General features: G+C 64.0%; 16 protein-coding genes. 10 read left to right on the forward strand and 6 right to left on the reverse strand.

Annotated elements, in window-relative coordinates; all coding sequences use genetic code 11:
• Positions 1–38 precede the first annotated feature (38 nt).
• Together DMX11_RS09015 and DMX11_RS09020 are read right to left on the reverse strand one after the other, a co-directional pair.
• Positions 39–1,430, reverse strand: coding sequence for an FAD-dependent oxidoreductase (locus DMX11_RS09015; RefSeq protein ID WP_110744204.1), 1,392 nt, complete (start codon positions 1,428–1,430; stop codon positions 39–41).
• Between the two features lie 13 nt (positions 1,431–1,443).
• A complete protein-coding gene (locus DMX11_RS09020; protein ID WP_110744205.1) occupies positions 1,444–2,760 on the reverse strand; it encodes an MFS transporter in 1,317 nt (438 codons plus the stop codon).
• A gap of 243 nt (positions 2,761–3,003) precedes the next feature.
• Here DMX11_RS09020 and DMX11_RS09025 point away from each other — a divergent pair, with 243 nt between their 5' ends.
• Both DMX11_RS09025 and DMX11_RS09030 read left to right on the forward strand, forming a co-directional pair.
• Positions 3,004–3,873, forward strand: a complete 870-nt coding sequence (locus DMX11_RS09025; protein WP_064490792.1) for a LysR substrate-binding domain-containing protein — start codon at positions 3,004–3,006, stop codon at positions 3,871–3,873.
• Between the two features lie 57 nt (positions 3,874–3,930).
• On the forward strand, positions 3,931–4,302 hold the full coding sequence (locus DMX11_RS09030) for a DUF2784 domain-containing protein (RefSeq protein WP_110744206.1): 372 nt from the start codon (positions 3,931–3,933) through the stop codon (positions 4,300–4,302).
• On the opposite strand, the gene tam is transcribed toward DMX11_RS09030, so the two are convergent.
• Positions 4,292–5,068: a trans-aconitate 2-methyltransferase gene (gene tam, locus DMX11_RS09035; RefSeq protein ID WP_110744207.1), complete on the reverse strand. Its 777-nt coding sequence runs from the start codon at positions 5,066–5,068 to the stop codon at positions 4,292–4,294. The two genes, DMX11_RS09030 and tam, sit on opposite strands and share 11 nt — an antisense overlap.
• Positions 5,069–5,182: 114 nt before the next feature.
• On the opposite strand from tam, the gene DMX11_RS09040 reads away from it, so the two are divergent.
• Positions 5,183–5,362, forward strand: coding sequence for a hypothetical protein (locus DMX11_RS09040; RefSeq protein WP_110744208.1), 180 nt, complete (start codon positions 5,183–5,185; stop codon positions 5,360–5,362).
• Positions 5,363–5,365: 3 nt separating this feature from the next.
• Here DMX11_RS09040 and DMX11_RS09045 read toward each other — a convergent pair whose 3' ends face one another.
• Positions 5,366–6,778 carry an amino acid permease gene (locus DMX11_RS09045; RefSeq protein ID WP_004575400.1) on the reverse strand — a complete coding sequence of 471 codons (1,413 nt, stop codon included), beginning with the start codon at positions 6,776–6,778 and terminating at the stop codon, positions 5,366–5,368.
• A 325-nt stretch (positions 6,779–7,103) separates the two neighbouring features.
• Between DMX11_RS09045 and DMX11_RS09050 the strand changes: the two genes are divergently transcribed.
• From DMX11_RS09050 to DMX11_RS09065, 4 genes are all read left to right on the forward strand, one after another.
• Entirely contained in the window at positions 7,104–8,528 is a 1,425-nt protein-coding gene (locus tag DMX11_RS09050) for a PLP-dependent aminotransferase family protein (RefSeq protein ID WP_110744209.1), read from the forward strand.
• Between the two features lie 278 nt (positions 8,529–8,806).
• Complete coding sequence (locus tag DMX11_RS09055; RefSeq protein ID WP_110744210.1) at positions 8,807–9,244, forward strand: hypothetical protein; 438 nt, start codon at positions 8,807–8,809, stop codon at positions 9,242–9,244.
• 16 nt (positions 9,245–9,260) lie between these two features.
• Positions 9,261–9,704, forward strand: a complete 444-nt coding sequence (locus DMX11_RS09060; RefSeq protein WP_110744211.1) for a PaaI family thioesterase — start codon at positions 9,261–9,263, stop codon at positions 9,702–9,704.
• 99 nt (positions 9,705–9,803) lie between these two features.
• Positions 9,804–10,349, forward strand: coding sequence for a WYL domain-containing protein (locus DMX11_RS09065; RefSeq protein WP_110744212.1), 546 nt, complete (start codon positions 9,804–9,806; stop codon positions 10,347–10,349).
• Positions 10,350–10,380: 31 nt separating this feature from the next.
• Here the strand turns inward: DMX11_RS09065 and DMX11_RS09070 are convergent, their stop codons facing one another.
• Positions 10,381–11,103: a hypothetical protein gene (locus DMX11_RS09070; RefSeq protein ID WP_110744213.1), complete on the reverse strand. Its 723-nt coding sequence runs from the start codon at positions 11,101–11,103 to the stop codon at positions 10,381–10,383.
• 173 nt (positions 11,104–11,276) lie between these two features.
• Here DMX11_RS09070 and DMX11_RS09075 point away from each other — a divergent pair, with 173 nt between their 5' ends.
• Positions 11,277–11,900, forward strand: a complete 624-nt coding sequence (locus DMX11_RS09075; RefSeq protein WP_110744214.1) for a glutathione S-transferase family protein — start codon at positions 11,277–11,279, stop codon at positions 11,898–11,900.
• A 94-nt stretch (positions 11,901–11,994) separates the two neighbouring features.
• On the opposite strand, the gene DMX11_RS09080 is transcribed toward DMX11_RS09075, so the two are convergent.
• The gene (locus DMX11_RS09080; RefSeq protein ID WP_110744215.1) at positions 11,995–13,170 is read right to left on the reverse strand and encodes an MFS transporter; all 1,176 of its coding nucleotides are present in this window, start codon (positions 13,168–13,170) and stop codon (positions 11,995–11,997) included.
• A gap of 94 nt (positions 13,171–13,264) precedes the next feature.
• Here DMX11_RS09080 and DMX11_RS09085 point away from each other — a divergent pair, with 94 nt between their 5' ends.
• A complete protein-coding gene (locus tag DMX11_RS09085) occupies positions 13,265–14,176 on the forward strand; it encodes a LysR family transcriptional regulator (protein WP_110744216.1) in 912 nt (303 codons plus the stop codon).
• Positions 14,177–14,276: 100 nt separating this feature from the next.
• On the forward strand, positions 14,277–15,251 hold the full coding sequence (locus DMX11_RS09090; RefSeq protein WP_110744217.1) for a D-2-hydroxyacid dehydrogenase family protein: 975 nt from the start codon (positions 14,277–14,279) through the stop codon (positions 15,249–15,251).
• Positions 15,252–15,328: the final 77 nt, after the last annotated feature.

The following is a 15,328-nucleotide window of genomic DNA, read 5'->3' on the forward strand; positions in this document are numbered from 1 at the left end:
TTATACGCCCTCGGGCATGGGATCGACAAGAAATCTCATCAGCCTTTATCGGCTTTGCCTGCCGCCGCAGCGAAGCGTGCCAAGCGCACATCCAGTCGGCGCGGGCGCAACCCGTGGTCCTCGGCGCGCTCCTTGCGGCGGATGGCATTGCGCACCATCAGCGAACCCAGGTAACGGATCGGCTCTGGCGGGAACAGCCCCAGCGGCCCCTTGACCAGCGGCGAGCGGGTCCACGGGTTGTCCAGCCCCAGTGCCAGCGACGAGAGAATCTGCCCGCCCATGTGGCACGGCCCGACACCGCTGCCGGAGTAGCCAAAGCCGTAGAACACGTTGCCCTGCCCGTCCAGCCGGCCAAAAAAAGGCAGGCCGGTCACCGAGCGGTCCGACGGCCCGTTCCAGCTGGCCGCCAGCGGCACCTCGGCCAGCGCCGGGAAGAACTCGCCCAGGGTTTCGCGCAGCAATGGCCGGTACGGCGAGGGCTGGTCGAATACCGGCAGCATGCGCCCGCCATAGGCAAAGGTGTTGCCGCCCTTGCCCAGCATCAGCCGGCCATCGGAGGTGTTGTGGTAGTAATGCACGAAAATCCGCGAGTCGAGCACGCTGACCCCACTGTCCAGACCGATCTCACGCAGCAGTTCGGGGCACGGTTCGGTGATCACCATGTCGCTGGAAACAATTGCCACGCTGCGCTCGAACTGCGGGAAGGCCCGCGCCATCCACGCATTGAGGCCCAGCACCACGCGGTCGGCGCGCACGCTACCATTGGCCGTGCGCACCTGCACCGGGGCGCCATGCTCCAGCCCGGTCATGGCGGTGCCCTCGAAGATGCGCACGCCACGCTGCAAGGCCACCCGGCGCAGACCGCGCACCAGCTTGCCGGGTTGCACGGTGGCGGCGGCCGGCGAGAACCAGCCTTCCAGGTGCCGCGCCGAACCGGCCAGGCGCTGCACCTGCCCCAGCGGCAGGCGACGGAACGAGTTGATGCCCTTTTGCTCCAGCGCGGCGATCACCGCGTCGGTGCCACCGACCTGGGCGGCATTGGTGGCGGTGTACAACGTGCCGTCCAGGCGGTAATCGCAGTCGATGCCGTTGGCCGCACAGAACGCGCCGATTTCACCGATGCTGCGCTCCGACTCACGTACCAGGCGCACCGCCTCGGCTGCCCCGAACAGCCGTTCGAGGGTGAAGTACTTGGCCGACCAGGACAATGCACAACCACCATTGCGGCCGCTGGCACCGGCACCGCAGATATCGGCCTCGATCAGCACGACATCCAGCGCCGGTACCGCCTCCTTGAGCATCAACGCCGTCCACAGGCCGGTATACCCACCGCCGACGATGCACACATCGCAACGGGCATCGCCTTGCAGCGGCGGGCACACCGCGTCCTCGGTCGATTCCAGGGCCTGTTGTAGCCAGAAGGGTCTCATTCGCTCGCTTTCCTCAGGTACGCAGTGGCTTGATTGCCATGCTGGTGTTCGGCGCCACATCGGTGCTCTGCGGGCTGCTGGCCGGGCGGCTGTTCCAGTGCGGCAGCAGCACCAACGCCGAGAACAGCGCGCAGCCGGCAAACACGATGAACACCGTGACGCCATCGAAATAACCCGGCAGCAGCCCGCCCAGCACCGCCCCCACCGAGCCGCAACCGTTGACGAACCCGGCCGCGGTAGCACCGGCCTTGGCGGTGCCGAAGTCGATGGCGGCGGCGCCGCTGATCATCGAGTCCGGCCCGTAGAGGGTCAGGCCCATGACGAACAGCAGGCATACCACCAGCATGACACTGCCGGTGTGCATGGCCGCCATGAACGCCGCCAGCGTCACGGTCAGCAACACCAGGCTGATCACGCAGGCCGGCATGCGCCGCGCGCCGAACAATTTGTCGGAGGCCAGGCCGATCATGATCGGGCCCAGCAGCCCGGCCAGTTCGAAGGCGGTCGGGATGATCGCGGCGCCCACCTTGCCCACCGAGGGCATCTGCTCGAAGACGATCACCGGGCCCCACAGCAGAATGGCGTAGCGCGCAGGCTTGAGCAGGAAGTACGCCAGGCCCAGGGTCAGGACGGTGCGGTTGCGCAAGATTTCCTTCAACGGCGCCCAAACACTGCACAGGCTGTCGGCCGGTGCCATGCTCTGCGGCTCAGGCTCTACCGCCGGCAGGCCGACGTCTTCAGGCTTGTTGCGCTGCAGGAAGAAGAACAGCACCGCCACCAGCGCAACCACGGCCGCACTGGAGAAGAACGCGGCATGCCAGCTGCCCACCAGGGTGTAGGCCCACCAGCCGGCGAACGGCGAGGCCACCAGGCCGCCGAAGGCATAGCAGGAGCTCCACAGGCCCAGCACCCGCCCACGCTGCGAAGCCGGGAAGAAGCTGCCGATGTTCTTGCACAACCCGGCCCAGCCGGTGGATTGCGCCAGGCCCTGCACCAGCATGCAGGTAGCGAAGATCGGGAAGGTGGCGTAGCTGCCCATCACCACCGCCGCCACTGCCGAAATCAGCAACCCGCCCAGCACCACCACACGCGGGCCGAAACGGTCGGCCAGCATGCCCCAGGTGAACTGGCCCACCGCGTAGGCAGCCAGGTAGATGGCGTCGAGGTTGGCCATGGCGGCCTTGTCGAGCATGAAACCGGGGTCTTCGGCGATGCCCAGTTTGGCCACCGAGAAGGCCTTGCGGGTGAAGTAGAAGGCGGCGTAGGCCAGCCAGGTGATGGCGAAAATCTGCATGCGCCAACGCTTGAACGTGGCTAGGGAATGATTCATGTAAGTCTGACCTCTTGCTTGAGTGTGCCGGCAGAATGTGAAGAAACGCCTGTCTTGTTCTTGTGTTACGCACAGCGATGACGAGGCTGTCATCGGGTCAGGTGGCGCCGGGTGAGCGCCATGGCCCTGGCGGCACTCGTAGTGCCAGCGTCGGGCTGAAATACATGGAAACAGCTGCTGCAAGATAAATAAAATCGATTTATCGTATTTCACACATAAGCCCAGCTTGTTACTGAGGTCGTCATGTCGGTTTCTCACGCTCAACTCAAGGCTTTCCACGCGGTGGCTGTGCACGGCAGCTTTACCCGCGCCGCAGAAAAGCTGTTTCTTACCCAACCTGCGGTGTCCGACCAGGTGCGCAAACTGGAGGAGCGCTTCGGGGTATTGCTGTTCCACCGCAACAAGCGCTCGGTGCAGCTCACCGATCTCGGCGAGCGGCTGCTGGGCATCAGCCAGCGCCTGTTCGCCTGCGAGGCCGAGGCACAGGAGCTGCTGCACGACTCGCGGGCGCTGCACACCGGCAGCCTGGTGCTGGCAGTGGATGCGCCGGTGCATGTGCTGCCGCAGATCGCCCGGTTTTGCCAGCGCTACCCGGGCATCCAGGTGAAGATCGAAACCGGTAACACCGATGAATCACTGGCCCGGCTGTTCAGCTACCAGGCCGACCTGGCCCTGCTGGGGCGGGATGTCGACGATGAGCGCCTGCATTGCCTGCCACTGCGTCGTGACCCGATGGTGGCATTCGTTTCCCACCACCACCCATGGGCCAGCCGCGGCTCGATCAGCCTGGCCGACTTGGACGACACACCACTGGTGCTGCGCGAGCCCGGCTCGGTCACGCGGCAAACGCTGGAAGAAGAGATGCAACGTGCCGGCCTGCGGATCCGCGCAGCGATCCAGGTGGAGGGCCGCGAAGCAGCGCGAGAAGCGGTGGTGGTAGGGATTGGCGTCGGCGTGGTATCGGCGGCCGAGTTCGGTGCCGATGCGCGGGTGTGTGCGTTGCCGATCGTCGATTGCCAGCGGCACTTGACCGAGACCCTGGTGTGCCTGAGTGAGCAGCGTACGCGGCGGGTGGTGGCGACTTTCCTGCAGATGGTCGAGGAAGGGGTGTAGGCCCGATCAAACACCCAACTATGCTGGGATAATCCCAGTCCCCCCGGCACCCAAACCATGCTGTACCGCCTTCTTGCCGACACCCTGGTGCTGTTGCACCTGGCCTTCATCCTGCTGGTGCTGTTCGGCGGCCTGCTGGTGCTGCGCTGGCGCCCTGCCCTGTGGCTGCACCTGCCGGCCCTGGCCTGGGGCCTGGCGGTAGAGTGCCTGCACCTGGGCTGCCCACTGACCACGTGGGAAAATCGCATGCGCAGCGCCGCCGGGGATGCGGGCTACGACGGCGGCTTCGTCGAGCACTACATCTGGCCGTTGATCTACCCCGCCGGCCTGACACCGCCTATCCAGCTCCTGCTGGGCAGCTTCGTGCTCGTGCTCAACCTGGCCATCTACAGCTACGTGGCCTGGCGCTGGCGCCGTCCTAGCGGGTAGCGATCACGAACAGGCGCGGGAACGGCAACAGCACCTTGCCATCGGTGGCCGGCGGGTAGTCGCGCTGCATCGCCTGCAGGTACATCTGCAGGAAGTCGGCCTGCTCCTGCGCGTCCAGCCGGCCCAGGTAAGGGCGCAACGCCGAGCCCTTGAACCATTCCACCACCGCTTCGGCGCCACCCGGCAATGGGTGGTGATAGGTGGTGCGCCACACATCGACCCGGGCACACAGTGGGCTGAGCAGGTCGTAATAGAATGCTGCACCGTGCCGGGGCGGCAGCTGGAAGTCGGCGAATTTTGCCGCCCAAGGCCCTTGGCTGGCAATCTCGCGCAACTGCCGGTGGGCGGGTTCGTCGAGGTTGTCCGGGGTCTGCACGGCCAGGCTGGCGCCTTCGCTGAGCTGGCGCACCAGGTGCGGGTACAGCGAGGCATGGTCAGGTACCCATTGCAGCGAGGCATTGGCCAGGATCAGGTCCTGCGACTCGGGCGCGGACCAGCCGCCGATGTCGCCAATGACCGTGCGTACCCGGGGGATGCACAGGCGTTTGCGTTCGCGGGCTTTGGCGATCATGTCGGGGTCGCTGTCCAGCGCTGTTACCTGGGCATCGGGATAACGTTGCAGCAGCACCTCGGTTGAATTGCCGGGGCCGCAACCCAGGTCGGTGGCGTGGCGTACCGGCCGTGGCGGGATGGCGGCAATCAGGTCGCGTACGGCGCGCGTGCGTTCGTCTTCGAACAGGGAATACTGGTTGGCGGACCAGGCCATGTGCGGCTCCTTTGGACGGGCTATGTGCCTAGCATATGCCATCTGTCGCCCGCTGGGAGGGCTGCGCAAGGGTTACGCCGGAACTGATCACCTCTGCTTGAAGTCAGTCCTTGCATGCGCACATCCCTGAAAACCTACATCGCAATCGCCATCCTGGCCCTGATCGGCGCGGCCGCCCTGCTCGGTTCACCGTGGATGAACCAGCGTTTCCATATGCCCGCAGAAAAAGCCCAGGCCCAACAACGCGAAACGGCCGGGTCCCCGAGGGAGCCGGCCGTTTCCAGACGCGAATGACGCTTAGTGCTGCTTGCTACCAGAGCGAATCTGGTGCACCACACCCATCGCCACCACGACCGCCGCAGCGATGCCGGTGGAGATCACCAGGATCTGGTAGTCAGGCATGAAGGCCATGGTTACCAGCGCCGCCACGATGAAGGCGATCACCAGGTAGGTCAGCCAGGGGAACAGCCACATTTTCAGGCGTACTTCCTTGCCCTCGGCGATCAGCTTGCGGCGCATGCGCAGCTGCGAGAAGGCAATGACCAGGTACACCAGCAGGGCGATCATGCCGGTGGTGTTCATCAGGGTGTCCAGCACGTCTTTCGGGCGCAGGGTTTCGCTGAAGTTGATCAACGCACAGACCACGGCCACGGCGCACGAACCCATGATCGCGTACACCGGCACACCGGTACCGGCGCGGGTGATCTTGAAGAACGACGGCGCGTCGCCACGCTGGGCCAGCGAGAACAGCATGCGCGAGGCAGTGTAGTGGCCGGAGATCAGGCAGCTGCTCACCGAAGTCAGCACCACGAAGTTCATCAGCAGCTCGGCATACGGCACGCCCAGCAGTTCCAGGGTACGGCGGTAGGCGCCATAGCCAGAAACACCCAGGTGCGGGTCGTTCCACGGTACCAGGCAAACGATCAGGAAGATCGAACCGACGTAGAACAGGCACACACGCCAGACCACCGAGTTGGTCGCCTTGACGATCTGCGCGGCCGGGTCCTTGGCTTCGGACGCGGCGATGGTCACGATTTCCGCGCCGAGGAAGGCGAACATCACCCCGAGCAAGGCACCGATCACCGTGGTGATGCCATTGGGCATGAAGCCTTCGGCGGTGAGGTGGCTGATGCCACGCACTTCACCGAATTGCCAGATGTTCATCACGGCAGCAGTACACACGATCAGGAAGCAGACGATCGCGATGACCTTGATCAAGGCGAACCAGAACTCGAACTCACCGTAGTGCTTGACGTTGAAGAAGTTGACGGTGATCAGCAACAGGGTCGTGGCCAGCACGAATACGTTGACGCTCACATCGGGGAAGAAACCATGCAGGATCTTACCCGCCACGTAGGCTTCCCAGGCCATCAGGATGACCCAGTACCACCAGTACAGCCAGCCGATGGTGAAACCGGCCCAACGGCCAATGGCGCGATCGGCGTAAGTGGAGAACGAGCCGGTGTCTGGCGAGGAAGTCGCCATTTCACCCAGCATGCGCATGATCAGCACCACCAGGATGCCGCCCGCCAGGTAGGCCAGGACAGCGGCTGGGCCGGCGCTGTGGATCACGCTGCCGGAACCGACGAACAAGGCGCCGCCAATAACCCCGGCGATCGACATCATCGTCAGGTGGCGCGACTTCAGCGAGGCACTGAGCTTGCTCTCGTGCCCGCTTTTCGCGGTGGTGGTTGTGGATGTTGCGTCCATCAGTTGTGTACCCCGTGCTTCTTTTTATCCAAGGAAAACCGTGAAACCCCGATGGCTGGCGGTTTCACCTGTACATCAGTGCTAATGCGGGCAGGATGGTGTGTGCGAACACACGCAGGCCTTCCATGGCGGCCTGCTGACGCGCCCCAGGGCGACTGCCTGGAGCGAACTGAACATGCTTTATGTGGCGATATCCGACACCTAATGTAAAAATGTCCGACGCAGAGAGCCATGCACAGTGGCATGAAACTCGCACTGCACTGTACAGGTCGCCCATGCAGTACACCCTGCAAACGCCAGGCGATACGCACCCTGAAGGCCCCGAATGTTCGAATTACACCCAGACTCCTCGACCCCGTTGGTGAACCAGATCATCGACGGGTTGCGCGAGGCCATCGACAACCAGACCCTCAAGCCAGGCGCCAAGGTTCCGTCGATCCGCGCCTTTGCCGCGAGCTATTCGGTAAGTACCTTCACCGTGGTCGAGGCCTACGACCGCCTGGTCGCTCAGGGCCTGTTGGTGAGCCGTGGCAATGCCGGGTTCTTCGTCAACCGCGCGGCGGGCGAACTGCTGGAACAGCACAACGCCGAGGCCGACACCACTCGACCAACGTTCAACTCCGAGTGGTACCTGCAACAAATCTTCGAGATCCGCCAGTTGCCCTTCAAACCAGGGTGCGGCTGGCTGCCCAACGACTGGATGTACGAAGACGGCCTGCGCCGCGGCCTGCGCCAGGTGGCTGGCAGCCCGCTGGAACTGTCTGGCTATGGCGACCCCATGGGCCTGCCTGAGCTACGTGCGCTGACCGCGCAGAACCTGCAGCAGGAACTGTCGATCGTCGCCAACCCGGCGCAGTTGATGCTGACCCACGGCGCCAGCCAAGCGCTGGACCTGGCCGCACGCACGCTGGTACGCCCGGGCGACGTGGTGCTGGTGGACGACCCCGGCTACCCCAACCTGATGAGCATTCTGCGTACCCAGGGCGCGACCTTGGTCGGCGTGCCGCGCACCCCGGCCGGCTACGACCTGAACCAGCTGGAACAGTTGCTGACACACCACCGCCCGACCGCGTTTTTCACCCAGCCACACCTGCACAGCCCGACCTGCTCGCGCACCCCGCTGCCGCAGTTGCACCGCTTGCTGCAACTGGCCAGCCAGCACGGCTTCCGCCTGGTAGAGAACAACCTGTACGCCGACATGGTTGCCGAGCCGCAACCGTGCCTGGCCAGCCTCGATCACCTGCAGCAGGTGGTGTACGTGGGCAGCTACTCGAAGAGCATCTCGCCCAACGTGCGGGTCGGCTACATGCTGGCCAACCCTGAATTGATGCAGAAACTGCTGCACCTGAAAATGCGTTCGGGCCTGACCACTTCACAGGTGATGGAGCGTGTGGTGTACGCCGCGATCATCGACGGCCGCTGGCGTAAGCACCTCAAGCGCCTGCGCCAGCGCCTGGCCGAAGCACACCAGGAAGTTGGTCGGCATCTGCATCGATTAGGGTTCGAATTGTTCATCGAATCAGACGAAGGCATGTACATATGGACCCGTCATCCAGCCATCCCCGACAGCGCTGCATTGCTGGACGATGCGCTGGAGAAAGGCATCATGCTTGGGCCTGGGCAGTTGTTCATGGTCGATGCCAAAGCGACCGGGTGGATGCGCTTCAACGTGGCCTTCAGCACCGACCCGGCGATGTGGGAGTTGCTGGAGAAGGTGCTGGTGAAGCATGTGCGACGCGCCGCTCCCTGATGCCGGCCAGCTCGCCCACCCGGCAGCTAACGTCTGCCAGGTAGCGGCCGGCCTGGGCGAGGATGCCGCGCAGAGCGCTATTAGGCATTGCCGATGTGGATATTCACCTGCTGTGGAACAGGGAGCAGCGCTTCAGTCGAGCCGAAGCGGTGTTCATCGAGGCACTACAGGCGCGCGTGGATCAAGCGCCATCAATGCGCCACCCGTCATTTCTGCCAGTAGCCACTTCAACATGACGTAGCCCACTATCGGGCCAGGTAATCAAGAGGCTCCCATCAATGGACTGGCTGATCTTGTTGCATCTGGCAAGCTATGGCACCGCACTGCTCATCATCGCCGCTTTTGCGCTTATCTATGCGACCCGCTCGCAAATCATGCCCTACCACGCGGCGGCCATCGAACGCCCCTGGCACACCTTGGATGCCCGCTTGCAACTGCTGTTGTTAGCCCTGGTACGCCTGGTCGGCTGGGGTTGGCTGGCCATTGCCTGCGCGGGGCTGCTGCTGCTTCACCAAGTGGTTGTGCTACGCGTTCCGCTGCAATTACTGGTGTTGTTACAGGGGTACTGCCTGCTGGCGATCACGCCGATCATCGCGGTGGCTGGCCAGGTAAAACGCCGTAGCAACGGATCACCACCGGTCATGGCCAGCTGGCTAGCCATGATGCTTTGTTGGCTGGGTTTCCTGTTCGGGCTGTTGGCCCGGGCTGGTGCCTGACACGGGAGTGAAGCACATGAAAGACAACCTCTTCTGGCAGATCGTCGCGGGTTTGGTGCCACGGCCTAACGCCGCACGCTTGCTCGGCTGGAACTTCATCAGCCATGAACTGGCAACGCGCGAAGTCAAAGTACAGTTCGATGCATCGGAATCGTTGACCAACCCATTGGGCAAAATCCAGGGCGGGATGCTGACAGCGATGCTCGATGACTGCCTTGGCCCTGCTGTCTATGCAACGTTGGACACCCACGAAATTGCACTGACGGTGAAACTGGCAACCACCTTTGTTCGCCCCGCCTCACCTGGGAACATCATGGGCATTGCCAGGATGTACAGGCGTCGTGGCGCTTATTGCTACGCCAAAGGTGAGCTCAGGGACGGCAATGATCAAACCCTGGTCACGGCGTCGGCCTGTTACAAAGTGGTCAGCCTGGCCAGCACCGGTTACAGGGCGACCTGATACGAAACCTTGGATCCCATTCGCTGGCAAGGTATGCTGGGCGATAGCTAAACGCCATCACTCAGGCAGGCCCGGTGCCTGCCTTCAAGGACGAAGCCTTTGCCCAGCCACCCTACCCGCCATACCATCGCCCGCCAGTGGCAGTTGCTCAAACTGCTGCCGGGTCGCCACCCAGGCATGAGCTCTACCCAGTTGCAGGCGGCGCTGACAACCGTAGGTCATACCACCAGCAAGCGGACTGTCGAACGCGACTTGGTCGAGCTCGCTGCACTGTTCCCACTGCAATGCAACACCAAAGGCATGCCTTACGGCTGGTACTGGCAGCCGGGCCTGAGCCTGGGCGACGCGCAGCAGCTGCAGCCGGACGTGCTGACGCCACCGGCACCGGTTGAACTGCACGCCTGGGTCGATGACGCCCTTGCCAGCCGCCTGAAACAAGCGCCATTGTCCGCAGACATGCAACTCACGCCGCACGCCAGCGGTGGCGCCGCCCTGGTAGCTACCGTCGATGACAACCGGGCGCTGATGGGCTGGCTGCTATCGCATGCCGGCTCGATCCGCGTGCAGGCGCCACAGGCGCTACGTGTGGCGCTGCTCGAACAACTGCGTCGGAGCCTGGCACTGCAAGAGGCGCGCGGCATGTAGGCACGGCCTCGTGTTGCGATGAGAGCGGCTTTTAGCGTGGGTTACGCCGTGCCAGGCAGGCATAGCTCAAGCCAAGCACGCTGAAAGCCAGCACGCCCAGCAGCACCATCAGTTCTCGACTGTAGCGGGCGACCGTGGCCGGAAAACCGATGACCTCGTGGTACACCTGCACATCGGCCACCCCATCGGCATGGCTGATGCCGACCCCGCCCTGGCGGATCTGCGAATAGTCGGCATCGAAGTACACCCACACTTTGCACCTGCCCCCCGGCTCGATCGCCGGAATATCGATCTGCGCGGTGGCGTTCTCCAGCAGCGTGTCGTTGCCGGCAGCATCGCGCACCTGCACCAGGCCTTTGGCCGGCAGGCGGATTTTTACCTCGCGTACCTGCGCGTCACCCGTGTTGTGCAGTTCGACGAGCAAGCCGGTACGGTGGTCGACCAGCCCGGCCTCGAACGGCTTGGCGAACAACTGGGCATAGGGTGCCTGGGCCATCTCGATCAACCGTTCGACCTGGTCGGAGCTCAGCGCGCCCTGGCCGATACTGTTGATTCTCCCCTGCAACTGCTCGTACTTGAGCTGCTCGCTCGCCTTGCTGATACGCTCGCTGAACTGGCTGGGGTAGGTGAGATAGGCATAGGTCAGTGACGCCTCCAGGCGCGGGTTGCCCCTGAATAACGCGTAGGCGGCCAACAGGACCATCAGGCCGATCAGCACGGCGACCAGAAGCTTCCCCACCTTGTCCCAGCTCAATGCGTACTTCCTTCTGTCGTGTTGCAGACGATTAAACCTGCCCAAGGGTGCCAAGTTCGAGGCCCCCAGGCAAGCATGGCCAACTGCGGACGCATTTACACCGGTTCGACATCGGGGTTGCCAAAACGGCTGGCGGGGCGGACGATCAATCACCCCACTTCAGGACGGACACCATGCTACGGATTCTGGGCAGAGCCTCTTCCATCAACGTGCGTAAAGTCCTGTGGGCCTGCGCGGAATTCGAGGTAGCGTTCGAGCGTGAAGACTGGGGCGCAGGCTTCCAGCCGACCGACAGCGCCGAATTCCTGGCGCTGAACCCCAACGCCATGATCCCCGTGATTCAGGATGGCGACTTTACCCTGTGGGAGTCCAACAGCATCATCCGCTACCTGGCCAACCGCTATGGCGCCACGGCTTTTTACCCCGAGGAGGCGCAGGCGCGGGCGAGGATCGACCAGTGGATCGACTGGCAGGCCACGGACCTGAACCGTTCCTGGAGCTACGCCTTCATGTCCCTGGTCAGGCACTCGCCCGCTCACCAAGACCCGCAGGCACTGGCCGCCGGTTGCGCGGACTGGTCGCACTACATGCACATCCTTGACCGCCAGCTAGCCCGCACCGGTGCCTACGTGGCCGGAAGCCAGTTCACCCTGGCCGACATCCCGATCGGCCTGTCGGTAAACCGCTGGTTCGAAACGCCTTTCGAGCACCCGCAGTTGCCGGCCGTGCGGGATTACTACGAACGCCTGAGCGAGCGCCCGGCCTATCACCTGCATGGCCGCAACGGTACGCCGTAACACCTGGACGTGTGACGCAAAGCCGATCGCTTACCCTGTGCGAGCGGCCTTGCGTCGCGATGGCGGGCAAAACTACCACGGCCATGCCGTTCCGTTACGCCGCCACTTGGCCCGGCGCCGCGCCTACCCGCCCGCGCCAGGCAAATAGCAGTACCATCAGTAACCCGACCCCCGCCATCGCCGCCCCTGCCAGGGAAATCGCCGGGTAGCCCAACCCTGCATTGATCACCGCGCCCCCGAGTGCCGCGCCAATTGCATTACCCAGGTTGAACGCGCCAATGTTCACCGCCGATGCCAGGTTGGGTGCGTCCTTGGCCGCTTCCATCACCCGCATCTGCAACGGCGGAACCAGAGCGAAGCTGGCGGCGCCCCAAACCAGGATCGCCAACGCCGTCGGCAGCGACCAGTTCAATACCAGCGGGAACACGAGCAGCACGGCAATCAGCACCGCCAAGGACAGGATCAAGGTGCGATCGATCGAGCGGTCTGCCGCCTTGCCGCCCCACACGTTGCCCAAGGTCAGCCCGACACCGAACAACACCAGCATGGCTGTGACGAAGGTGGTGGAAGCAGCCGCCTCGCTCTGCAGGATCGGCGCAATATAGGTGAACACTGTGAACATCGCGCTCGACCCCACCACGGTCAGTGACAACGCCGCCAGCACTGGCCCACGGCCGAGCACGCGGATTTCGGCCATGGCCCCGTCGCCTTTGGGCGACGGCACATTGGGCAGTGCGTACCAGAGCGTGGTCATCGCTATCAGGCCAAGCCCGGCAATGCCCCAGAACGCCGTGCGCCAGCCCAGCATTTCCCCAAACCAGGTCGCCAGCGGTACGCCGCCGATGGTGGCCAGAGTCAGGCCCATGAACATCGCCGCCACCGCCCCGGCGCGCTTTTCGGGCGGAACCACACTGGCCGCAACGATCGAACCGATGCCAAAGAAGGCGCCGTGGTTCAGCGAAGTGACCACGCGCGCCACCAGCAGGCTGGTGTAGTCGCTGGCCAGGGCAGACATCAGGTTACCCAAGGTGAAGATGGCCATCAGCCCGATCAGCAGGTAACGCCGCGGGATTTTCACCGTGGCCAAGGTCATCAGCGGTGCGCCGATCAGCACGCCGAGGGCATAGGCACTGACCAGCAGCCCGGCAGCAGGGATGGATACGCCAAGGTCGGTGGCGATACTGGGCAACATGCCCATGGGGGCGAACTCGGTGACACCGATGCCGAAGGCACCGATGGCGAGTGCGACCAGGGGTGGATTGATACGCATGGCAAGCTCCTTATCTATGCCGTGAATGCTACGATCTGCGTCGCAGGCGCACTAGAGTGCCTTTTTGCCAATCACCTTTGCTCACGAGGCACAAATGGACGTCAGTGGACGATCTGGAGAGATGGAGGTTTTTGCCAGGGTGGCGCAGGAGGGCAGCCTGTCTGCCGCCGCTCGGGCGCTGGGCCTTACACCCTCGGCAGTCAGCCGTATCCTCGCGCGCACCGAACAGCGCCTGGGCACCCGCCTGCTGTTGCGGACTACCCGGGCGATCACGCTCACGCCCGAAGGTGAGGCGTACCTACTCGGGGCGCGGCGGGTGCTGGCGGACATGCAGGAAGTGGAACAGGCCGTCACCGACCAGGGCGTACCCCGCGGGCGCTTGCGGGTCAGTGCGGCGCTAGGCCATGCCAGGCAGACCGTGGTGCCACTGCTGGCCGCGTTCAGCGCCCGTTACCCGCAGGTGCTCGTCGACCTTAGCCTCAGCGACGAAGTGGCCGACATTCTCGGCGGCCAGGCCGACGTGGCGTTGCGCTTCGGCCGGCTGCCAGACAGCTCGCTGAGTGCCCGCGCCATTGGCGAAACCGGCCAGGTGGTAGTGGCCTCGCCTGAGTACCTGCAGCGCTGTGGTACGCCCCAGGTGCCGGAGGACCTGGCCAGCCACAACTGCTTGCGCTTCAACTTTCGCCGGGCAGCGCCCGACTGGCCATTCCGTCGCGACGGGCAGGTGTTTTGGTTGAAGGTGACCGGCAACATCGAATGCAGCAGCGGCGAAGCCCTGGCGCAGTTGGCCAGGCTGGGTGCCGGCGTGGCGCGCATCGGCACTTTTACCGTCGCGGACGACCTGGCCAGCGGGCGGCTGGTGCCGTTACTGGACGCGTACAACCCTGACGACCGCGAACCGATCCATGCGGTGTTCGTCGGCGGCCCGGCGATGCCGGCTCGGGTACGGGTGTTCGTGGATTTTCTGGTGGAGCAACTGACGGGCCATCAGCGCACTGCTGGGTAGGGGCGGCCAACGTTGCGCAGCAACGTCATGCAGGCCGATGTCGATAAAGGCTTGTTGGGTTATCTTGCCTACTTCACCGTACCGCCAAGGCCAGAACACCATGCGCATTGTCATCCCGGACGATTATCAGGACGTGATTCGTACGCTCGATTGCTTCAGCCGTTTGCACGGGCACGAGGTCAGCGTGCTTCATGAGTGCCAGCCTGCCTCGCTGGACGAACTTGCCCAGCGCTTTGCCGAGGCCGACGCACTGGTGCTCACCCGCGAGCGCACGCGTATCGACGCGGCTTTGCTCGACCGCCTGCCCAGGCTCAAGCTGATCAGCCAGACCGGCAAGGTGTCCAGCCACCTCGACCTGGCCGCCTGCACGGCTCGCGGCATTGCCGTGACAGAGGGGCGCGGCTCGCCGGTGGCGCCTGCGGAACTGGCCTGGACGCTGATCCTCAATGCCCGCCGGCAACTGGTGCCAGCCATCGATGCCTTCCGCCAGGGCCACTGGCAGGTCAACCTGGGCCAGGCGCTGGCAGGCCAGGTACTGGGTATATGGGGTTATGGCAAGATCGGCCAACGCCTGGCGCGGTATGCTCACGCGTTCGACATGCCGGTGCTGGTGTGGGGCAGCGACAGCAGCCGCGCCGCAGCCGAAGCCGATGGCCACCGTGCAGCCCCTTCACGCCAGGCATTTTTTGCCGACGCGGATATCGTCAGCCTGAATCTGCGCCTGTCGGAACAGACGCGGCACGGCGTCACTTTCGATGACCTGTCCTTGATGAAGCCCGACGCCCTGCTGGTGAATGTCAGCCGCGCCGAACTGCTAGCCCCTGGGGCCTTGCTGCAGGCCCTGGACGCAGGGCGCCCAGGCTACGCGGCGGTGGATGTGTACGAGCAGGAGCCGGTGCTCGACCCGGGTCACCCACTACTGCGCCACCCCCGTGTGCTCGCTACGCCGCACCTGGGGTATGTAGAGAAGAACGGCTACGAGCTGTACTTTGGCGATGCCTTCGACAACGTACTGGCATTTTTCGAGGGTGTACCGAAAAACGTTGCCAACCCCGAAGCGCTGGCTCGCAGCTGAACTGACGGACCGACAGGCCTGAGGGCGTTCGTCGTGACGCACGCGTACACTTGCCTTCAGCACAGCTTCAGGAGTTG

It is taken from the genome of Pseudomonas sp. LB-090624, from assembly GCF_003205205.1.
Taxonomy (GTDB): Bacteria; Pseudomonadota; Gammaproteobacteria; order Pseudomonadales; family Pseudomonadaceae; genus Aquipseudomonas.

Coding starts and splice junctions, on each gene's coding strand:
- DMX11_RS09055 (WP_110744210.1), top strand. CDS start 8,807: ATGGACTGGCTGATCTTGTTGCATCTGGCAAGCTATGGCACCGCACTG.
- DMX11_RS09085 (WP_110744216.1), top strand. CDS start 13,265: ATGGACGTCAGTGGACGATCTGGAGAGATGGAGGTTTTTGCCAGGGTG.
- DMX11_RS09045 (WP_004575400.1), bottom strand. CDS start 6,778: ATGGACGCAACATCCACAACCACCACCGCGAAAAGCGGGCACGAGAGC.
- DMX11_RS09090 (WP_110744217.1), top strand. CDS start 14,277: ATGCGCATTGTCATCCCGGACGATTATCAGGACGTGATTCGTACGCTC.
- DMX11_RS09025 (WP_064490792.1), top strand. CDS start 3,004: ATGTCGGTTTCTCACGCTCAACTCAAGGCTTTCCACGCGGTGGCTGTG.
- DMX11_RS09080 (WP_110744215.1), bottom strand. CDS start 13,170: ATGCGTATCAATCCACCCCTGGTCGCACTCGCCATCGGTGCCTTCGGC.
- DMX11_RS09020 (WP_110744205.1), bottom strand. CDS start 2,760: ATGAATCATTCCCTAGCCACGTTCAAGCGTTGGCGCATGCAGATTTTC.
- DMX11_RS09075 (WP_110744214.1), top strand. CDS start 11,277: ATGCTACGGATTCTGGGCAGAGCCTCTTCCATCAACGTGCGTAAAGTC.
- DMX11_RS09030 (WP_110744206.1), top strand. CDS start 3,931: ATGCTGTACCGCCTTCTTGCCGACACCCTGGTGCTGTTGCACCTGGCC.
- DMX11_RS09015 (WP_110744204.1), bottom strand. CDS start 1,430: ATGAGACCCTTCTGGCTACAACAGGCCCTGGAATCGACCGAGGACGCG.
- DMX11_RS09050 (WP_110744209.1), top strand. CDS start 7,104: ATGTTCGAATTACACCCAGACTCCTCGACCCCGTTGGTGAACCAGATC.
- tam (WP_110744207.1), bottom strand. CDS start 5,068: ATGGCCTGGTCCGCCAACCAGTATTCCCTGTTCGAAGACGAACGCACG.
- DMX11_RS09060 (WP_110744211.1), top strand. CDS start 9,261: ATGAAAGACAACCTCTTCTGGCAGATCGTCGCGGGTTTGGTGCCACGG.
- DMX11_RS09040 (WP_110744208.1), top strand. CDS start 5,183: ATGCGCACATCCCTGAAAACCTACATCGCAATCGCCATCCTGGCCCTG.